Annotated in this window: 13 protein-coding genes, 1 pseudogene and 1 CRISPR repeat array; of the genes and pseudogenes, 11 read left to right on the top strand and 3 right to left on the bottom strand. The window is 44.6% G+C overall.

What is annotated here, in order from left to right:
* The coding region (locus DBT_RS08340) for a PAS domain-containing protein (protein ID WP_161939945.1) at nt 1–803 on the bottom strand (803 nt) is incomplete at its 3' end.
* 43 nt (nt 804–846) lie between these two features.
* Here DBT_RS08340 and DBT_RS12225 point away from each other — a divergent pair.
* From DBT_RS12225 to DBT_RS08315, 6 genes are all read left to right on the top strand, one after another.
* Nucleotides 847–1,152, top strand: a complete 306-nt coding sequence (locus tag DBT_RS12225) for a hypothetical protein (RefSeq protein WP_161939944.1) — start codon at nt 847–849, stop codon at nt 1,150–1,152.
* A gap of 429 nt (nt 1,153–1,581) precedes the next feature.
* Nucleotides 1,582–3,066, top strand: a complete 1,485-nt coding sequence (locus tag DBT_RS08335) for a tetratricopeptide repeat protein (protein WP_067619091.1) — start codon at nt 1,582–1,584, stop codon at nt 3,064–3,066.
* Nucleotides 3,056–4,759, top strand: a complete 1,704-nt coding sequence (locus tag DBT_RS08330) for a CRISPR-associated primase-polymerase type A1 (protein ID WP_083186717.1) — start codon at nt 3,056–3,058, stop codon at nt 4,757–4,759. Before DBT_RS08335 ends, DBT_RS08330 begins: the two co-directional genes overlap by 11 nt.
* A gap of 31 nt (nt 4,760–4,790) precedes the next feature.
* Entirely contained in the window at nt 4,791–5,771 is a 981-nt protein-coding gene (cas1, locus tag DBT_RS08325) for a CRISPR-associated endonuclease Cas1 (RefSeq protein WP_067619087.1), read from the top strand.
* 14 nt (nt 5,772–5,785) lie between these two features.
* Complete coding sequence (cas2, locus tag DBT_RS08320; protein WP_067619082.1) at nt 5,786–6,064, top strand: CRISPR-associated endonuclease Cas2; 279 nt, start codon at nt 5,786–5,788, stop codon at nt 6,062–6,064.
* A gap of 379 nt (nt 6,065–6,443) precedes the next feature.
* Entirely contained in the window at nt 6,444–7,556 is a 1,113-nt protein-coding gene (locus DBT_RS08315; RefSeq protein WP_161939943.1) for a putative CRISPR-associated protein, read from the top strand.
* A 659-nt stretch (nt 7,557–8,215) separates the two neighbouring features.
* Nucleotides 8,216–8,763: a CRISPR direct-repeat array (repeat unit 36 nt; unit sequence GTCTGAATGAATGGACCCGTTTGAGGGGATTGAGAC).
* 571 nt (nt 8,764–9,334) lie between these two features.
* On the opposite strand, the gene DBT_RS08310 is transcribed toward DBT_RS08315, so the two are convergent.
* The gene (locus DBT_RS08310) at nt 9,335–10,015 is read right to left on the bottom strand and encodes a DUF599 domain-containing protein (protein ID WP_161939942.1); all 681 of its coding nucleotides are present in this window, start codon (nt 10,013–10,015) and stop codon (nt 9,335–9,337) included.
* A gap of 614 nt (nt 10,016–10,629) precedes the next feature.
* Here DBT_RS08310 and cas6 point away from each other — a divergent pair.
* Nucleotides 10,630–11,586 carry a CRISPR system precrRNA processing endoribonuclease RAMP protein Cas6 gene (cas6, locus tag DBT_RS12725; protein ID WP_067619075.1) on the top strand — a complete coding sequence of 319 codons (957 nt, stop codon included), beginning with the start codon at nt 10,630–10,632 and terminating at the stop codon, nt 11,584–11,586.
* On the opposite strand, the pseudogene DBT_RS12880 reads toward cas6, so the two are convergent.
* Nucleotides 11,563–11,715 (bottom strand): annotated as a pseudogene (locus DBT_RS12880) (macro domain-containing protein); the annotation flags it as partial. The gene cas6 and the pseudogene DBT_RS12880 overlap by 24 nt on opposite strands.
* A gap of 159 nt (nt 11,716–11,874) precedes the next feature.
* Between DBT_RS12880 and DBT_RS08300 the strand changes: the two are divergent.
* The 4 genes from DBT_RS08300 to DBT_RS08285 all read left to right on the top strand — a co-directional run bounded on the left by DBT_RS08300 (nt 11,875) and on the right by DBT_RS08285 (nt 19,221).
* Nucleotides 11,875–16,431 carry a glutamate synthase-related protein gene (locus DBT_RS08300; protein ID WP_067619071.1) on the top strand — a complete coding sequence of 1,519 codons (4,557 nt, stop codon included), beginning with the start codon at nt 11,875–11,877 and terminating at the stop codon, nt 16,429–16,431.
* 321 nt (nt 16,432–16,752) lie between these two features.
* Nucleotides 16,753–17,025, top strand: coding sequence for a hypothetical protein (locus tag DBT_RS08295; RefSeq protein WP_067619068.1), 273 nt, complete (start codon nt 16,753–16,755; stop codon nt 17,023–17,025).
* Nucleotides 17,018–18,166 carry an aminotransferase class I/II-fold pyridoxal phosphate-dependent enzyme gene (locus DBT_RS08290; protein ID WP_067619064.1) on the top strand — a complete coding sequence of 383 codons (1,149 nt, stop codon included), beginning with the start codon at nt 17,018–17,020 and terminating at the stop codon, nt 18,164–18,166. Before DBT_RS08295 ends, DBT_RS08290 begins: the two co-directional genes overlap by 8 nt.
* 188 nt (nt 18,167–18,354) lie before the next feature.
* Nucleotides 18,355–19,221: an alpha/beta fold hydrolase gene (locus DBT_RS08285; RefSeq protein ID WP_067619062.1), complete on the top strand. Its 867-nt coding sequence runs from the start codon at nt 18,355–18,357 to the stop codon at nt 19,219–19,221.
* The last annotated feature ends 221 nt before the right edge of the window (nt 19,222–19,442 follow it).

Raw genomic sequence — 19,442 nt, 5'->3', positions numbered from 1 at the left:
GCCTTGAGCAATATGTTGATTGTCCCAAATCTCCTCTGCCGGTGAGAAATCACAATGGCAACAACGGTGTTAAATCCGAGCCTGGCGGTCTCCGTCCACCGTGACCCAAATGGAGTCTCAGGGGCGTCCCTTATAATCGTCGGCATTCCAGTCCTTAAGGCCGTGTCAATTGGGCCTCCGGCCGTCTTCAGTTCATTTGTTAATGTTTTCAAAAGATTCGTATCCATCTTTTGGGAACCTGCCTGCGCCATAATCAGACGAGGCCCTCCTTCCTCATGGAGCAGATCAATCCATACCAGTCCATCATTCCATATCTCGCCTATGGTCCTGCAGGTCTCCTCCAATAGCCTGTCACGATCCGGATTCCTGACTATAAGCTGGTTGATGTTAGATATGACTCTCAGGATACTCTCAAGCTGCTTAATACGTTGTATATGGTTTACTAACTTGGTGATATCTTTCTGGATCACCACAATGTCCGCTGTGGGGCCACCGCCTGGCGGAACCGAGAAGATGGTGGTCTCAAGGTGGACAATTTCCTCGGATTCTCTGTTTTTAGCCGGTATTAGTTTCACAGTGCCGAGACAGCGAATGATATCGCCTGAATAGGCGTATTCGACATCATCGAGGCACGGCATCTTTGCTTTAAATGAGTTATCAAAAATATTGCCTTGCCTGGCTATTTGATCGATGGATGTTACGCCAAAAAGTTTCAACGCCTCTTTATTGGCGTATTCCACCGTTCCTGTGGGATTGGCAACCCAGATGCTGCAGGGGGCATGGTCAATAAGAGAACGAATCATTGTCTCCTTTTCCCGGATTAGCTCCTCTCTCTGTCTTTGCTCGATGAGGAATTGTTTCAGGAAGAAGACGGCTAGAAAGGCAGTGATACTGACCAACAAGGCTGGAAGGTGTTCCAGACTGCCCTCTGAAATGGAAATGGTCCATGAAGACCTTTCCTGCAGTAGGGTAATGACCTGGCGAAGGGTCATCAGTCCCAATAAAAAGGTCAGAAATCCCATGCGCCAATCCCTCAGACGGCGGAGGATGATGATTGATGAGCCCATTGCCATAAGGCGGATAATGATGGAAATTATTCTGATGAAGTCCATAATGACGAGTTCTTATAAAGAGCCTCTTATAGAGAAATAACTCAGCCATAATATAATTGCAACTACACTAGCTTTCGGAAAGGGGGTCACCACATTAGATGCCTTTTGGATATGTAGGCTGAGGGCGGGATAGTGGGACACACATGGGCTGAACTTACCCCGACACAGTGTCGAGACGGCTTCTATATGTGAGGTAGGCATGGGTTTTATCCAATTAGTGAGGATAAAGAGGAAAGGCGAAATATCCCTTCCCAACCTCAAAGGGTATATTTAGATTTCCATGACTGGACCCGTTCGAGGGGATTGAGAGAGGCCAATTCCAACCTAAATCCTGCACCCCCTAAAGGGGATAAAATGTTCTGATTTAGGCCGAAATGTTTCAGCTTCTTCAAAATTTCGCTGATTCTGTTACCTCCCATACTAAGACACAGTTTAAGTTCTTCTTCCTCAACGGGTATGGGAGGGAGTCATGCACGCTCCAGAAAAAAATACCGCACAAATGGTGGAAACAGGGGAATCCGGTACTGGCCCAGCCTTTCGCTCCGAGACGGTTTTACCCCCAGATTCTGTTCCAGAAGATAAGGATCACAATGAAAAGGATGTTTCTAGTGCCCAATATTCTCTGGATGAAGGGGACGTACTTGGCCTCGACGTAGAGCATGAAATAGCGCCTCAGGCCAACAGGTTGCTTTCTGAAATAAAGGAACTCGAACGTGAGTGTCGTTGGGATGCAATAGTGGCTTTGTGCCATCCCCTAGAAGAAAAGTATCCGGCCATTGTGGAATCTGGTCTGGACATAGCCATAAGAAAGTCCCTGTCGTTTGCCCTTGTAAACGCAGGAAGACACATGGAGGCAATAGGAGTGCTAAAGAGTGCTCTTAGGGCTGAGCCAGAGGATTATATGGTTCATTACGGAATTGCCTATGCATCCTACGATGCCCTTTATAGAAATAAAAATAGGCAACTTCTCTTAAAGCCTGCGGAAAAACAACAGTTAATTGAGCTTGCCCATACCCATTTTAAGAGGTGTCAGCAGCTTTCTCCCGGGAGGGTTACACCTTTTTATCGGGATGGAATGGTCTTCAAGGAGATCGAAGATAAGCCAAGAAAGGCCATACCTCTCCTTCAAAAGGCAGTAGCAAACTGGCGTTGTCTTTCAAGAGAAGAAAAGAAGACGAGGCATCAGGAAAGGCCCAAATACATAAGGGCCCTCTATCACCTTGGATCATGTCTCTTAAAGGACTCGAGGCCGCGTAAGGCCCATGAGGTCATGGCCCAGATGTTAAACGAAGACAGGGATACGGACTTTGTTTCTCCTATCTTTAAGCACTTTGGCATGGCAAAGGTCCTTTTTCAGCTTCTAAAGTATGAGGATGCAATCAAACACCTGGAGGTTGCCATTCGGGCTTCAGAGGCAGATGCTAAAAACCTCGGTGGCTATGTGCCAGACTATGTGTTGGAACTCAAGGCTGCCTGCCTCAGCAGATTGAAGGAGCCAGCCAGTGCCCTCAAGGTCTTGAAGGCAATACCAGAAAAAAAGAGGCGTCCTTATGTGCGCTGGAGAGAGGCTGAGGCACTGGTTTTTATGGGAAAGAAGGAGGATGCAATCTCAGTACTCAATAAGGCCCTGGAGAGGGACAATCGCTCAAGACACAAGACCCTGTTAAGACTTTCGAGGATAGAATGCAGTCTCGGACATTTTGATGCAGCCATACTGAGTGCAAAAAAGGCAGCCCAATTCTACAGGAATACATACGGAAATCCCCTGAAGGAGGCGGACTTTCTCATTGCTATTGCCATGTTTAATAAAGGGGAGCACGAACGGGCACTCCACCTAATGGAGGGATTGAAGCAGGACGCAGACAAAATACCCGGATTTTCAAAGACGTATCAGAAGATGAGACAGAGACACAATGACTTCTTGTTAAAGGATGGTGTAAGCCATGAGGCATGAGTCTGCGCCAGTGGAAAGAGGCCAAGAGAGACCCCAAGCAGCCACCGTCCTCGAGAAGGAATTTCTCCTGTCACAGTTAAGACAAAACAGGGCACTCCTCAGGGATGTGGAAAAGTGTGGAGAGATCCTGGAAGAACTTATTTCCTCTAAGGATAGCCTTAGTGAAGATGAGCTTATGTTCGTAGTAAATGCGTGTTTTGAAGTTGAGAAGGTAGCTGACGCCCTGGAACTCCTTGACTACATGCATGAACGTTTTCCAGAGTCAGTACGCGCCTGGAAGGACCATATCGACGCCTTAATATTGCTTGGCAAGCAAAAAGAGGCCCTTAGTATTTTGGCCAAGGCCAAAAGGTGTGTGAAGGATTACTTCTGGGCAGAAACAAAGGGAAAGGAGATTTCCCTTGAAGGGGAGGTTATTGAGCCAGAGAGCCAGGACCTCCAGGCATCCCATTCCAGCCATATATCTTTTGAAAAAGAACAGAATGATCCTGATGAATTGGAGCCTTTTTTCCAGGTAAGGAAGCGTAATGAAGACCTCAGGCGCTACCTCGAAATATTTTCAGGCAGACAGGACGTCTTTGCCAGACAGTGGGTAGATAGAAAAGAGGGGCGTACAGGATATGTCCCGGAACGAAGACCCATGACCATCGAGGATGTAAGTGACCATGTAAATGGCAAGGCCACCTATGGCATATATCTCATGCGCCAAGACAACACAGTGAAACTCGGCGTCATAGACATAGATCTCAGAAAGGACTACAGGGGAAAAAAAGTAAAAAAAGATGAGATGCGGGCAGTAAAAAAAGAGGCTGGATTCCTGCTCAGGCGTTTGAATCAGGTGTCCTCAGACTATGGCCTAAGCTGCATTGTGGAGTTTAGTGGCGGAAAGGGGTATCACCTTTGGTATCCAGTGGATAACCCAGTGAGCGCTTCATCCATGCGCAAGGTCCTCTTGGCCATCGTGAATGAATGTGCCAAGGGACTAGAATTTTTTGAACTTGAAGTCTTTCCAAAACAGGACAGGCTCACTGGAAAAGGCCTTGGAAACCTTGTAAAACTTCCTCTTGGCATCCACAGGGGTACGGGCAAGCGCTCCTTTTTTCTATCTGCAGGAGCAAAGGACCAAGACCGCCAGTTCGCCTTGCTCCAATCTTTTAAATTCAATGAGGCAGACCTAATTGATTCCCTTTCCACCACCTTTGATAGTGCAAAGGTGGTGGTACATCCAGCATTAAAGACAGTGATGGATGGTTTTCCTGAGCTTATGGAACTCGAGGCAGGGTGCAGGGTGATTTCAAGGATTGTTAAAGAGGCTATGTCTGGCGGTGAGCTCAGTGAGCGTGAACGCAAGATACTCATAGGCACGATCGGGCACCTGCCAAAGGGGAGGTTGTGCCTGCACACGATCCTTTCGAAGAGCAGTGGTTACAATCGACACCTCTTGGATTTTGAGGTCTCGAGGCTAAGGTGGACCCCTCTTGGATGCAAGCGAATCCATTCACTCTATGGGCTTGGAGAGGGAGGGCTTGATTGCACGTTTAGTTTAAAAAATGGGCAGTACGCCCACCCGCTTCTCCACATCTCTGACTGGGATCAGATGAATAAGGGGCCTAAAAGTGAGCGCATAGAGGACCTAAGAGATGCAATAGTAAACCTCAAGACCGCAATCGAGGTCCTGGAGCGATATCTCTGAATAATCCCTATACCTAAATCCTGTACGACAAATGGAAGCCATATACATCCTTGAGCCTGGGACATATTTAAGGTTGAGCGGAGAGACCTTGAGGATAATGAGAGAAAAAGAGGTGGTCAAAGAGATACCTGTTGCAGGGCTTGAAAGGCTCACACTGTTGGGTAGGGCGACCATGAGCGGGGCAGTCCTTGATTTTCTCATAGAAAAGGGCGTGGATACAGTGTTTTTGACCCAGACAGGCAGGTTCAGGGCACGGCTTCTGCCTGATGGAAAAGGCCATGTACGGCTCAGACAACTTCAGTACAAACGACTATTCGATGAGGATTTTAGACTCGATACTGCTCGTCTCATAGTAGCAAAAAAGATTGAGAACCAAATTGCCTTTTTGCTCAAGCGTTCATACAAACAGAGGGAAGAGTCAGTTAGGGTGATGTGCCTTCGACTCAATGCCATGAGTAAAAGGCTTGCCTTGGCTGACGACATTGAGGCAGTAAGGGGGATAGAAGGAGGGGCCTCTAGGATTTTTTATGATGCATATGGGCTTCTAATAAAGAATTCCGCATTTGAGTTCAATGGACGGAACAAGCACCCTCCTCTTGACCCGGTGAATGCCCTACTGAGTTTTGTCTACACCCTTTTTACAAACGAGGTGCTCAGTGCAATTCAGGCAAGTGGCCTCGATCCCTATCTAGGCGCCCTTCACGAACCTTTACACGGCAGACCATCCCTTGCCTGCGACCTTGTTGAGGAGTGGCGTGGCCTGGCCGAATCCTTCGTCCTAACCCTTATAAATAGGAAGGCCGTGTCTGTGGATGATTTTATAAAGACAGGGAAAAGAGAGCGCCCCATCGAAATGACTCCTTCCTTGTTGAAAACACTTGTTCATGCCCATGAAAAGAAGATGAACAGCTCGATTAAAAAGGGGGCTTCGTCCCTTAAATTGAGGTGGGCCATACATGAAAGGGTAAGGGATTTTAAACGGTATCTGGAAAAACCGGATATTGGTTTTTGAGATAGCTAAATACTATGTTTTTTGTGGTGTGTTTTGACGTAAGCGACGATAAAAAACGCTATCGAGTGGTAAAAAAACTAAAGGGGCACTGTATAAGGGTGCAAAAGTCCGTCTTCGAATGTCCTGAACTCACAGAGAAGCAGTTCCTAAAGCTCAAGGCCGAACTTGAGAAGGTAATAGACGAGGCAACAGATACCGTAAGATATTATAGGCTGTGCAAAGGGTGTATTTCTGAGGTAGAAGTTTCAGGCCAGGGCGAACCTCCTGACGATAGTAACTTCCTAGCCATTTGAAAAAGTCCAACACAGTCGATTCTATCTTTATGCATTTTGAAGAACATGGGCTCCATGCCATCGGCTGATTAGGTTTTCTAGTAATTTTATAAGCTATCATGACGAAAAATAGAAATAAGAAGAAGGTAGAAGGGAGAAGGCAGAAGCTGAAGAGAGATAGAATGTAGGGCCGCTGGCTTTGGTACATGGAGGTCTTGCTTCTACCTTCTGTCTGTTATATTAGGTGCATTACCCAACTAGGTATTTTCACGGGGAAAATAATTGGAATTATAATGAGATACTATTTTCCTCTTCGTCTGAATTACTGGATCCGTTCGAGGGGATTGAAGCAAATAAGAATAAAGGATGGAGGGTTTTAAATAGCGTGAGAAGGACGACCTTGATTTGTACAGTTGGAACGAGTTTGTTTGAAGGCAATTTGGCGCGTCTCTCAATAGATAGTTCTAAGGTCCCACCTAATTGGCCTAAAATTAAAGAAGCGTTTGAAAAGAAAAATTGGGAGTTGCTAGCCAAGGAATTTTTAGAGATTTCCCCTACTGAAAGGATATGTGGCGCTGAAATCAACACAATTGAGGAAGCAAAAAGTAAGAACTGGTTATCTCTTGAAAATCTGTTTTTTTTGGTCTCGGATACAGACAATGGCAGAAATACAGGTAAGTTTTTGCAAAAGTATTATGAATTGAGAAAAGATTTCTCGCTACGTAATATAGAATATGTTGTGGTAGATGAGCTTCAGGATGAACGTCCAAAGGATTTTAAAATTCATGGCTTAAGAAATCTTGTTCGTAAAATTGGCGAATATATTCAACGTGTTGGTGGTCCAGAATATGTAGCCATTGATGCCACAGGGGGGTATAAGGCACAGATTGCAATTGCTGTAATTATTGGTCAAGTACTTAATATTCCAGTGTTTTACAAACATGAATATTTTTCAGAAATTATAGATTTCCCTCCTTTGCCAATATCGTTTGATGACGAAGTTCTTGCTTATCATGCTGATATTCTGACAGATTTTGAGCGTGGTCAAGTATACGGCTCAGATGAGTTGGGGAAAATTGACGAAAAGCTAAGGGTTTTGTTGAATGAGATTTTAGTTGATGGACAAAAGCTCTATGAGTTGAATGCAATAGGGCAGATATATTTAACGGGTTTTCGCATTCGAAATCCTAAACCTGTTAATCTTGTTGATGCTACAGCCAGAAAAAGGCCCACATTTAGAGATGACTATTATCCTATAGGATTTAAAGAGTTTGTTGAAAAGGTATGGCGTGAGAATTCATGGATAGTAACAGCAAATTCGCTTCCCTATTCTAAGCAGAAGTCAATAAAGGGAATTGGATTTTTTGTCAAAAAAGATGGGGAAGAATATAAATTAATTGGAACATATCAGGACAGGAATAATTTTGGAGCGAGGTTTAGAGTTCATCTCACAAATGAGTCTTTAAAGGCCTTAACATGGGCAGCAGACACTCTCAATCAGAAATATAGATGAGCTAGAGAGAGATTATACAAACAGTCGTGGAGCATCGCCACTTTGTCGTCATTTATATATGAATGGCCATCCTGGTGGCTTTAATAAATAAAGGGCTATGTTCCAAATAGAAATGATTTGGAGCACAGCCCTATCCGGGCCACACTGCCTGTTGTTTTATTTTGAAGGTCTTGGTGTTATGGGTAAGGCCCGTGTTTAATATAAGTCTGGATTGTTTTTTTAAGTTCAACTTTTTCTAAAAGTAGAACAGCTTAAGTGCCAAAGTTTAATTGGGCTGATTTTTTTGCACCGAAATTCAAATTCAGGATATGGATTAAATTTAGTCTTTTTTCATTTTTCGGGTGAAATATTTTTGTTTTTCTTTATTTTTCTCTGATTTTATTAAATATTCTTTTATTTTTACCTATGTCGAATGTTCACGGGCTATTTTGATGCTGTTTTCTGATTTTTCTTTGTAATTTCAATGGGTTGAATCTAATATTAAGGTACTAATATTTAGTGTAGATAGGAAATGTGAAAAATAAATAGTAAATTCAAAAGGTTATTCTTTTTCAGAAGCCTAAAAATAGCCAATTTTTAGGGTCAATTTTCTAAAAAATGGGAGGTGGGCAAAAAAGGCATTGCAACATCCTGAAATTATGGAACTATAAAGGATAAGAGTCTGAATGAATGGACCCGTTTGAGGGGATTGAGACGAGCCGAAAAAGATCAACTGAATCAATCAAGATAAAAGGTCTGAATGAATGGACCCGTTTGAGGGGATTGAGACTGTCTACCTCCTGTTTTTCATTCCCCTCGCACGGGTCCGTCTGAATGAATGGACCCGTTTGAGGGGATTGAGACATCATAACTGGTCTGAACTAGACCAGGAGTATTTAAGTCTGAATGAATGGACCCGTTTGAGGGGATTGAGACCATTAAAATTTTTTGTGCGATAGTCATCATTTCTATGTCTGAATGAATGGACCCGTTTGAGGGGATTGAGACAACAAAGACCGTCGTCATGAAATTGCTTTGCTATTTTGTCTGAATGAATGGACCCGTTTGAGGGGATTGAGACTTCTCTCCTTTTATCTTGATTTTTAAGTCAACAAAAAGTCTGAATGAATGGACCCGTTTGAGGGGATTGAGACATATCGTGAAAGCCCTTTTTTTGTGACTATTACCATTAGTCTGAATGAATGGACCCGTTTGAGGGGATTGAGATTCATGAATGCAGCCGAATAGGACTGAGAGCATTTCCGTCTTTTGTCAAACACAGGTGTTACCCGTGTCGCAAAGTCCTTTAAGACAAGACTAACAGGTAGCGTAGGCCGAATAGGGCTGTGCTCCAATAAGAGACAATTTGGCCGAATCCGCCATTTGGAGCAAAAAGGCCCGAAGCCCTGAATGGGCTGAGGGTGAGTGCATGGATGCACTCACCGACCTTCACGGCATGGATGCCGTGTAGGTCGGCCAAGCGAAAAATGGCGGAAAAATGAGGCCATGTTCTGTTTGGAGCACAGCCCTTTATTTATCAAATCAACTAGATGTCCATTCATATAGTAATTGTGACAATCCGGGAATGTCCCATCTGACACTTCGTTTCTCTGTGTGGTCTCAATGACACGATCCGTTTGCGGAGATTGAGACAAATCGCTTTAAGATGTGAATTGAATGAGATTTTTAAGGACCATGGAGAAGAGAAATTAGAGCGCCTTTAACTAGGAGAGAGAAGAGAACGACCTTGGAAAAGGCCGTTCTCTAAAGATATAGAGGGAATAGGATGCCGAGTATTCCTAAACTTTTACTGTCACGATCCTGTCTTTTCCAAGATCGCGTCTTATCAGTACGAAGAGAATGACAATAATGGCAATGATCATCAGCACAGGACTGAATAACCACATGAAAAGGGGAATCAGAAAATAATATCCCCGCATGCCTAAAGAGAAGTTGATGCCAGCAGTAAGGAACAGCTTGGAGAGAGTGGCAGTCGAATCTCCGCCTTCTATCTTATCAAGTTTATCCTTTGGAACGTTGAGCATGAATCCAAGATAATTGGCCTCCCTTATGTACCATGTAAAGTTTAAGAATGAGTAAGAAAGTATTATGATCATTATCAGTATCTTCATCACCTGCAGGTCTGGATCTGGGGAACCGAATATGTCTATGATATTTATCACTCTTTCTAGGGTATTAAGATGAGGCACTAGATTAAAGGCTCCCATGATGAGCACGATAGATGTAGAGGCTAGGAAGGATGCGGACATGATGGTATTTCTCAGGGTCTGGACTACAACGATGCAGTCTTTGCCCCCTGAAAGCGTGGCAATCCAGGCATTACGATAGGCCTGAAGCTTCCCCAGAAAGAGCCTGTCAGGATGACGTCTGAGCATGCAGGCCAAAAAGAATCTGTAGCCGAACAATCCTGAGAAATAGAGAATCAGTCCTACCAGGTCAAGAGTATAAAATTTTGACATCCAAAAATTTATTGTGGCTAACATAGTATCACATCCTCTCCGTTATCTGTTTTATAGTGTATGATTGCTTAGTTGTATGCAAAATAGTTGTTCTTTTAACAGATGATATTTTGCCATTTTTTTATATTTGTGCTTCAATTATAAAATATATTGATAGAGATATTCATTATTGTTGTAAATACAGTACTCAAATGTTTTTTAGTCCTTTATATATTTTAAAAATTATTTCTTTCAACAACTCAAATATCCCATTATTATATTGCACTAAAATCCTATAATTGCCTGTAAGGCTTTATCTTTACATTAACTGCCAAAATCTTTTAGGGTTTGACAAAATATTCACATATTGTTTTTTTAAGCTTTGAGCCCGTTCACCAGCTTTATAATTAGTGGGTTTTACTACACCCAACTTGCCTCTTGGTCAATGCCTATACACAGATAATTTTTCTCCTGCCCTTTTTGTGCTTTAAACAATTATTCTTATTTACAAATTTACATTTTTGTCGATTTGATCTGGCAGACTTCTAGAAATGTTTCAGCATTGTTTTAGGGCATTGACACAAATATAAAAGCGCCATAAATATGGTTCACCGTCGATTGGAGGTGGGCGGTTTATGCTTCTTTTTAATAAATACACATTCAATTGCAGATGGCAAACAGAGGCAGAAATTCCATTTTTTTGGGGTTCTGTTCTTAGAGGTGCCCTCGGCAGGGAATTAAGGCGTGTCTCTTGCGTACTGAGGACAAAGTCTTGCCCCAATTGCCCTATTTTTAATGGATGCGCCTATGGATATATTTTTGAGTCTGACATAATAAAGGAACTGCCTGGAAGAGGGCCTGTAAATGCCAGGCCCCATCCTTTTGTATTTGAACCTCCTTTTCCACCACCTAAAAATACAAGGAAAGACGATAGCTTTGTTTTTTCTATTACCTTAATAGGCAAGGCAGACGAATATCTCCCCCACGTTGCCTATAGCCTGATAAAGGCTGGAGAGTTTGGAATAGGCAAGGGATTAAAGAGTGGTCTGGGAAGGTTTAGGCTCGAGACCATTTGCACCAGCGATGGGGAGGCGTTGTTTGATTGGCGTGATGGAGAACTAAAGAGGGCTTCCAATATCAAGCAACTTTGCCTTTCTGATACTCACGAGGTTGGAGCGGATAAGATGCAAATCGAGGTGAGATTCATGACCCCTTTCCGGGTAAAGGCAAATGGCAAATACACTAGGAATGTCCCGTTTCATATATTGATTAGGAGTGCATTGAGGAGGATATCCTCTCTTGAAGCGGCTTATTACGGGCAAGAACCGAAACTCGATTACAAGGGCCTTGTTGAAAGGGCACAGCACGTAAGGACAGTTAAGGAAGAACTTAAGTGGCAGGATCTACCCAGATTTAGCTACAGGCAGAGACGCTGGATGACCATAGGCGGGCCTGTGGGTAGTGTGGTTTATGAGGGAGAAATAGCCGAGTTTTTACCAATCTTACGCTATGTTCAAGAGGTGAATGCAGGCAAGCAAACGAGTTTCGGCCTGGGAAGAATTGAAATAAATGCGTCTACACTCTTTAAGTAGCTCAGGGCCTGCTGCCCTATGTATTGCGCCGTCCACTCCGCCTCCTCCAAGGAGGGTCTGGTTTGCGGCGTTAACTATGGCATATACTTTGAGCTCAGTGATGTCTCCTAGTACGACTTGAAATTTCATAATTTTTGAATTTACTACAGGTCTTGCATAGAGGCAATTCGCTTTCTTGACTTGTTTTGTACGCAATTTGTTGTACAAAATAGCTCTTGGCATAAAGCCTCTTTGAGTTTATCTTGCACGGCTACCTATAAAAAAAACTGAGATGAGGGGTCTTTTAAAATGGATAGAAGATTCCAAAGGGAACGGGATGCATGCGCTATAGTGGCTATTGTGGACAAAAGAGGTAGGTCCACCCATGCCAACATTGTCAAGACTATCGATGCATTGAAAAAGATGGGACACAGGTCCGGAGACATCAATGGCGAAGGGGATGGTTGCGGTATATTGACAGACATCCCAAGAGTCATCTGGGCTAAGCGTCTGGAAGAAAAGGGCATTAGCTCTCACGTTGCCTATAGTCCCAACTTTTTCGTTGGCCACTTTTTGATAACCCATGGAATGAAGAAGGATGAGGAGACCATAAGGTCAAAGATCGAATCCGTTATAAAGGAAAGTGGCGCTGAGGTCTTAATTGCCAGAATAGGTGAGCAAAAGCTTGAAGAACTTGGGCCGAGGGCAAGGGAAGAGGCCCCGATCTTCTTCCAGGTTGCAGGCCTGTTGCCCAATGAGTTGGATCACAGGGCATGTCAGAAAAGCCTCTTCAAGTTGCACATGGCAATTGAAAGAGAGCTTCCTGACTTACACATTGCTTCCCTGAGCACGGATTCTGTTGTGTATAAGTTAAGGGGCATGCCACAGCTCCTTCCTCGTGTTTATCCGGAAATCTTAGACGAAGACAACAAGTCCATGATCGCATTGGGCCACAGCCGTTATTCCACCAATACACTTCCTACTGTGGAACGTGCCCAGCCATTTTCTGTGCTTGGACATAACGGAGAAATCAACACTATTGAGCGTCTCCGCAGTACAGGAAAGACCATGGGCATTGAGCCAGTGCCCGGCGGAAGTGATTCCCAAGACTTGAACAGGATCATAGAGGGCTTGATCAATATGTATGATTTTGACCCACTCGAGGCCCTGGAAATGGTCTTTCCGGCGATTCACTCAGAAGTTGAGCAATATCCAGAAGATCTCCAGGATGTCTATAAGTTCCTCAGGTGGTTTTTCCCATGTTCGGCTCAGGGACCTGCCGCAGTTGTCGCTAGATTTGGAAATGTTTGCATGGGCAGCGTTGATGCCCTTGGCTTAAGACCCCTCTGGTTCATAGAGAGTGATTATGACTATGTCCTCTCTTCTGAGAAGGGAGTTGTAAATATTAGTCATACCTTGAATGACCCCAGGCCACTAGCCCCTGGTGAAAAGATTGCCATCTTGTCCACTCCAGGGCAGAGGGCCGAGGTGTTGGATTATCCTGCGATCCAAGAACGACTCCTCAAACTCTTTAAGAGCAAACAAGGGCTTAGAGAAGTCATTAAATTTTTCCACTCTGGGAGCCCGAAGAGCGCAAGCAGCGCTAAAGAGACCTCTGCAGACACAAGCTCTTCTGGTACTGCCGACCAATCTCTGCCACGGAACAATGAGCTTGCCGCCTTTGGATGGCACCACTTTGACATGGACCTTAGAAAGAGGGTCGCCCTAGAGGGAAGGGACATAATCGGCTCCATGGGGCATCAGGAGACATACCCAGTACTTGTGCCAGAGTCCCTGCCCAATTGTTCAGAGTACTTCAAGGAAAATGTGGCAGTGGTTACCAACCCTGCCATCGACAGGGAAAGAGAGGCAGAGCACTTTACCACAAGGTGCATACTTGGAAGCAGGCCAGACAAAAACGGTACTGCCACTCCTCCTGCCATTGGCCTTGAACTGAAGAATCCGCTTCTTCTCGGTGGAGATGACCGCATAAATTGCGACATAGCCTCTCAGAGAAAGATTGCAGAAGAGTTTGGAACCGCCCTTTTTGAAGATGTGGTGGAGTTTTTCACTGGTGGAGAGCTGGATTCATCAAGGGTCCACGTGATAGATGCGACATTTGACCTTGACGATGACCTTGCGTCAACTTTGAACGCACGCTTAGACGAGGCAGAAGACAAGGTACGCCAAGGCGCAGTACTCCTTATAGTGGATGATAAAAACGCATTCAAAGACAACCGTTCTTATATTGATCCTGGCCTTATGGTGGCAGGACTCATTAAGAGGTTTGAAGAATCAGAACTCAAGCGAAACACGAGTATTGTCGTACGCTCAGGCGCCATCCGGAATCTCCATGACATCATGTTCTTGCTGGGGTTGGGTGCAGATGCCCTGAACCCATACATGTTGTGGAGGGTAGTGGCTGGCCTTGCCAATGACCAAACTGATTCTGAAACCACAATAAGGAACACCATGGATGTGTTCCAAAAGGGTATCGAAAAGGTCATGAGCACCATGGGTATCCATGAACTCTGCGGCTATGGCCGAATCTTTGGTTCCATTGGCCTTAAGAAGGAGCTTCGAGAGATTTTCCAGGTGCCAAACTTCTGCGAATCTGAAAAAAGTGGCGTTGGATTCGATACCCTAAAAGAGATTGCAGCGAAGCGTTATGAGCGTTTCCATCAGGAAGAAGAACAACCACTCTATAAAGAGCCCAACAGGAATTCAAAGGTCGGACGAATTCTGAGGAATGTCGCAGTTGGAAAGAGGGGATTCAAAGACCTTTTGGAAGAACTCGGCAAGATAGAAGAAGAGCATCCTGTGGGTATAAGGCATGTTCTCAGGCCGCGCCTTGCTCCAGAAGAAAAACGACTCAGCCTAAAAGATGTGGATATCTCTATTGGCGATCATTCAATGCCTCTCGTTATAGCTGCAATGAGTTTTGGTTCTCAGGGTGAGAATTCCTTCAGGTCATATGCCGAGGCAGCTCTTAGGGCCAATATCATATGTATAAACGGAGAAGGCGGCGAAATCCCAGATATGCTGGGTAAATACAGGAAAAACCGCTGTCAGCAGATCGCCTCTGGACGTTTTGGCGTATATATGGGGTTACTCAACTCCACTGATTACCTGGAGATCAAGATTGGTCAGGGAGCAAAGCCAGGGGAAGGCGGACACCTCCCTGGGACAAAGGTGTCGCCAATGGTGGCAAAGGCCAGACACTGTAAACCTGGGATTACGCTTATTTCGCCGTCAAATCAGCATGATATTTACTCCATTGAAGACCTTGCACAGATCATTACTGAGCTCAAGACAGCAAATCCCAATGCAAAGGTCTCTGTAAAGATCCCAGTAACAACAGGCGTGGGTACCATTGCAGTTGGTATTGCAAAGGCCGGGGCAGATATTGTGGATCTGTCTGGTTTTGAAGGTGGTACTGGTGCTGCAAGGGAACACGCCAAAAAATATGTGGGAATGCCCATTGAGGTCGGGGTAAATGAGGCCCACAGGTCCCTTGTAGAGGCCGGCCTAAGAGACGCAGTGGAGATCTGGGTAGATGGCGGTCTGAGAAGCCCCATGGATGTGGTGAAGATGATCATAATGGGGGCAGATAGGGTCTCCATGGGTACTGTGGCTCTGATGGGCGTTGGATGTATAAGTTGCCACAGGTGTCACCTGGACCGCTGCCCAAGGGGTATCTCCACTCAGTTGAGATCTAAAGAGGATGCTGAGCAAAGAGGTGTAAAGGGATTTGCACCGAGAAAGGTGGAGGATGAGGCAGAAAACCTTGCCCGCCTGTTGACTGCCATTGGGGAAGGAGTCAAATCCATCCTGGCAGATATGGGCGTAAGGTCCATCCGTGACATCGTTGGCCATACAGAACTCCTTGAACAATACAGGTTCGAATCATATGTGGATGCCTCAGGAGTACTGAAAAAACCTGCCTTTGAAGGTCTGAAGGAAGACCCAGAGGGAACAAAGCTCGTAAGGAGACCATTAAACTACCTCACTCGCCTCATTTCAGATATTGCCATGGAACGCTTTAAGGCAGGTGAAAAACAGGTGTTTTACTCTGATGAAGGGGTCTGCAGTACTGATAGGGCAGTTGGGACCTATCTGGCAGGCGCTATTGTGCGAGAATACGGCCTTGAATCTGACAAACACGCCTTCTTGAGGCTGAATACATCTGTTCCAGGAAACGGTCTTTGTGCCTTTAATATTGAGAACATAAAAGCCGTAATCAATGGTGGTGCTCAGGATGGGGCCTCCAAGGGTAGCTTCGGAGGACTTCTTTGCGTATTAAAAGGGAGAAATATCCTTGGGCAAAGGGTAGATGGTTCCACTGGAAAGAGTTTTGCCTATGGTGCCATTAAAGGCACATTGATTGTGCAGAACTATTCAGACTCCAGGGCATGTGTGAGGATGTCTGGGGCTGATGTAATATTCGGTGGAAGGATTACGAGGCCTGTAGACGATACGAAGGGCAATATTGCAACCCATGCCCATCTAAAGGGCTTTGCCTTTGAATATATGACAGGTGGACGTGCAGTTGTGCTCGGAGACCCTGGCCCATGGATGTGTGCTGGTATGACAGGCGGAGTGATTTATCAGTGCCTGTATCCTGAATACAACTTTACCAAGAAGTCAATTGAAAGAAGGCTGGCAAAGGGCGCCAATGTCTTCATCAATAAATTGACTGAGGAAGGCCTCAAAGACATTGAGGAGCTCTTGGGAATTTATATAGAGGAACTGAAAAAGAACTTCCAGGAAGATGAGGCTGAAAAGGTACAGGAACTCCTCGATGACGCCATGTCGAGATTCGTAATGATAGTTCCAAAGGCCATGAGACCTCATAGTGCTGGATAATACCAGATTATGGAGCTCGCAAGTTTGCCGAAGATACAAGGCGGAGGGCACGCAGAGAGTACTTTGGTACTTCAAGTGCCTGACAAAAAAGAGACCTCGGTAAAATTGCGAGCTCCTTGCGGCTTCAAATGCCTGAGATTTAACTGACTGATAAAGCTTCACCCTTTAGGTGAAGGCACCAACTAAAAAAAGATGCAGATAACTATTGAATTATTCAGAAAAAATCTTTTTCTCAGGCATTTGAAGTGCATAATCTGGGATAATAGTTTGACATTCCCTCCCTTTTTCATATAGCATGAAAAGAAAAAGGGAGGCATTTTTATGGATCACCAGCAACTTTGTAAAAAGATTCAGGAAATTTATCCTGAGATCGGTGAGTGTGAGATCAACGTAGATGTCGAATATAACAGGGAGAAAAAGGCCTGGGTAGTTCATCTTGAAAAAGATGGGAAAAAACTTGATACTTACCTGGAGGATCAAGAGGCCCAGGACTGCATGTATGGAAAAGAGTGTGTTTCACTGGGACTTCAGGTATCCCAGCTAGTTGCGAATATAAAAGACAGACCAGCGACAAGACAGACTAAAGGTGTTTGAAGATGAATTAAATAAAATAGCGGCGTACCAGGGGCTAAGGAAGGTAGAACCCTTTGAGTATCGTAAGGGACCGGAAATTCTAATAAATGGGCGTCGCTTTCTCGATTTTTCATCAAATGACTATCTGGGACTAAGCCAGGACCCATTTCTAAAGCAGAAGATAGGCTCTGTCTTTGAGACTGTTGGAATGGGTAGCGGTGGCAGTAGGCTCCTTGGAGGGGCAAATTCCCTTTTTGAACAGCTTGAATATGAACTAAGTGAATCTATTGGTAAAGAGGCCTCCCTCGTATTTGGAACCGGCTATCTCGCCAATCTAGGGGTCATGACGGCCCTCTCACAGAAGAAGAAAACCATTTTTTTCATGGATAGACTGTGCCATGCCAGCATCATAGATGGAGTGCTTTTGAGTGGCTCTCATTTTTTTAGGTTCAGGCATAATGATCCTGACCACCTGGAAAGATTACTAAGGGAAAAGTCCCAAACAGGTAAGAGGAACGTGGTTGTAATAGAAAGCCTCTATAGCATGGATGGGGATCTGGCCCCAATAGAGGATATAATCGAGCTCAAAAAAAGGTATGATTTTATCCTCGTCGTGGACGAGGCCCATGCAATAGGGGTATTGGGAAAAGAGGGAAGGGGAGCCATAGAGGATAGGACTAGAGAGGCTGTGGACATAATTGTCGGGACCTTTGGAAAGGCCCTAGGAGGATACGGGGCATTTTGCCTTACATCCAAGGTGATTAGGGAATTATTAGTCAACAAGGCAAGGAGCTTTATTTTTTCTACAGCTCTTCCTATCCCAGTAGTTGCATGGAATCTCGAGGCCTTAAGGTTTATGAAAGGCCTGGATGACAGGCGGAAAAGGCTCAGTGAGCTTTCAGAGGATCTTAGAGAATTCGTGAAAAATGACCTTGGGTTTACGACACCTGGCCAGGCCCAGATCGTACCTGTAATAGTTGGAGAAAATGAAACTACATTAAGGGCACAGAATGCTCTCAGAGATCATGGAATCTATCTGAGGGCAATTAGGCCGCCAACAGTGCCAAAAGGTACTTCGAGGTTACGGATCTCGCTGTCGTCTGTTCATTCAAAGGAGACACTTTCCAGACTGAAGGACGCCTTGAGAAGTGTTGAGTTTTGAGTGTTGAGTTTTGAGTTAAAGGAAGAAACCTTTTTTAAAAGTGTTGAGTTTTGAGTGTTGAGCAGTTTTAAAAGTTTTGAGTGTTGAGTTTTGAGTTTTGAGTTGAAGGAAAAGAGCTTTGGAAGTGTTGAGTTTTGAGTGTTGAGTTTTGAGTTAAAGGAAGAAAAATTTTTAGGAAATTTAGCCCCGTGAACAGGTGCTTTAAATCAGTCATTTTTTTTATACCAGGGTGGGGATTCAAGGGCTCTATTTTTGAACTTGCCCCAAGTGATTGTGGCACTCCACATCTCCTTCGCCCCATTTTTCTTTCATCTGGTGACAATTGTGAGGTTTTACATGATGGAGAGCAACAAGGATTGGGTTCAAAGGGCTTACCAATACTATATCCAAAGGGGTGCGCTTGGGAGATTTCCATTGAAGCATATGTTGAAACGCTCTTAGGACTCAGAAGGTCTGGCAAAAAGATTCATCTTATGGGTTGGTCTCTTGGGGCCATTTTGGCACTGAAGATCGCTCACCTGGCCCAACAGGGTTTAAGGTCTCATGGCCATGCACCATCTTTGACACCGTGCTCATTGGAAAGCCTGTGGTTGATCTCCCTTAGAAGGGGTTTCCCCTCAAAGGAAATTGGGAATATGAAGGCAGCGGTAGAGAGGGATAAAAGGCTTGGGCTGAGGCTTTTTTATAGGGATTGCTTTAAGGGGCAAGAATCCCTATATAGGAGATTCAAAGATGGGCTTGAGAGGAATTATATAGAATCTTTTACAAAGAAAGAGCTTTTGGAGGGCCTTGATTTCCTAGAGAATAATCCCGTTGAAGAGATCTCGGTCCCTGAGGGCCTAAGGACTACACTGGTCCACGGAACACTAGATAGAATTGCACCCATTGAGGATATACCCAAGGTCACATCTAGGGTGAAATACATGTTTGTTGAAGGATGTGGGCATTTACCTTTTTTGTGTAAAGATGTTTTAACCCAAATTATGCAATTGGCGAGTTTGCCCAAGATGCGAGGCGCGAAGGGTGAAGACGTACTTAGGTACTTCGAGCCCTGAGCAACAAAGCAGATTGGGCAAAATCGCCAATCCCGCAGGGCCTGCCCTGTACAGACAGTGTATAGGGCTACGAAAGAGGGCAAAAAAACTGAAAATTGTTTCACCAAAAAGGTGAATGTAAAGCAAGTGCTATCAATAGAACAACTGCTTGATATAAAAACAAAATTCATTTTTGCCCTCTTTCGCAGTGCATAATTTGGGTTTAAAGGAGTTGGAGCAGT

It is taken from the genome of Dissulfuribacter thermophilus (genome assembly GCF_001687335.1).
In the GTDB taxonomy this organism is placed as follows: domain Bacteria; phylum Desulfobacterota; class Dissulfuribacteria; order Dissulfuribacterales; family Dissulfuribacteraceae; genus Dissulfuribacter; species Dissulfuribacter thermophilus.
This window is presented reverse-complemented; position numbering and strand designations above follow the sequence as displayed.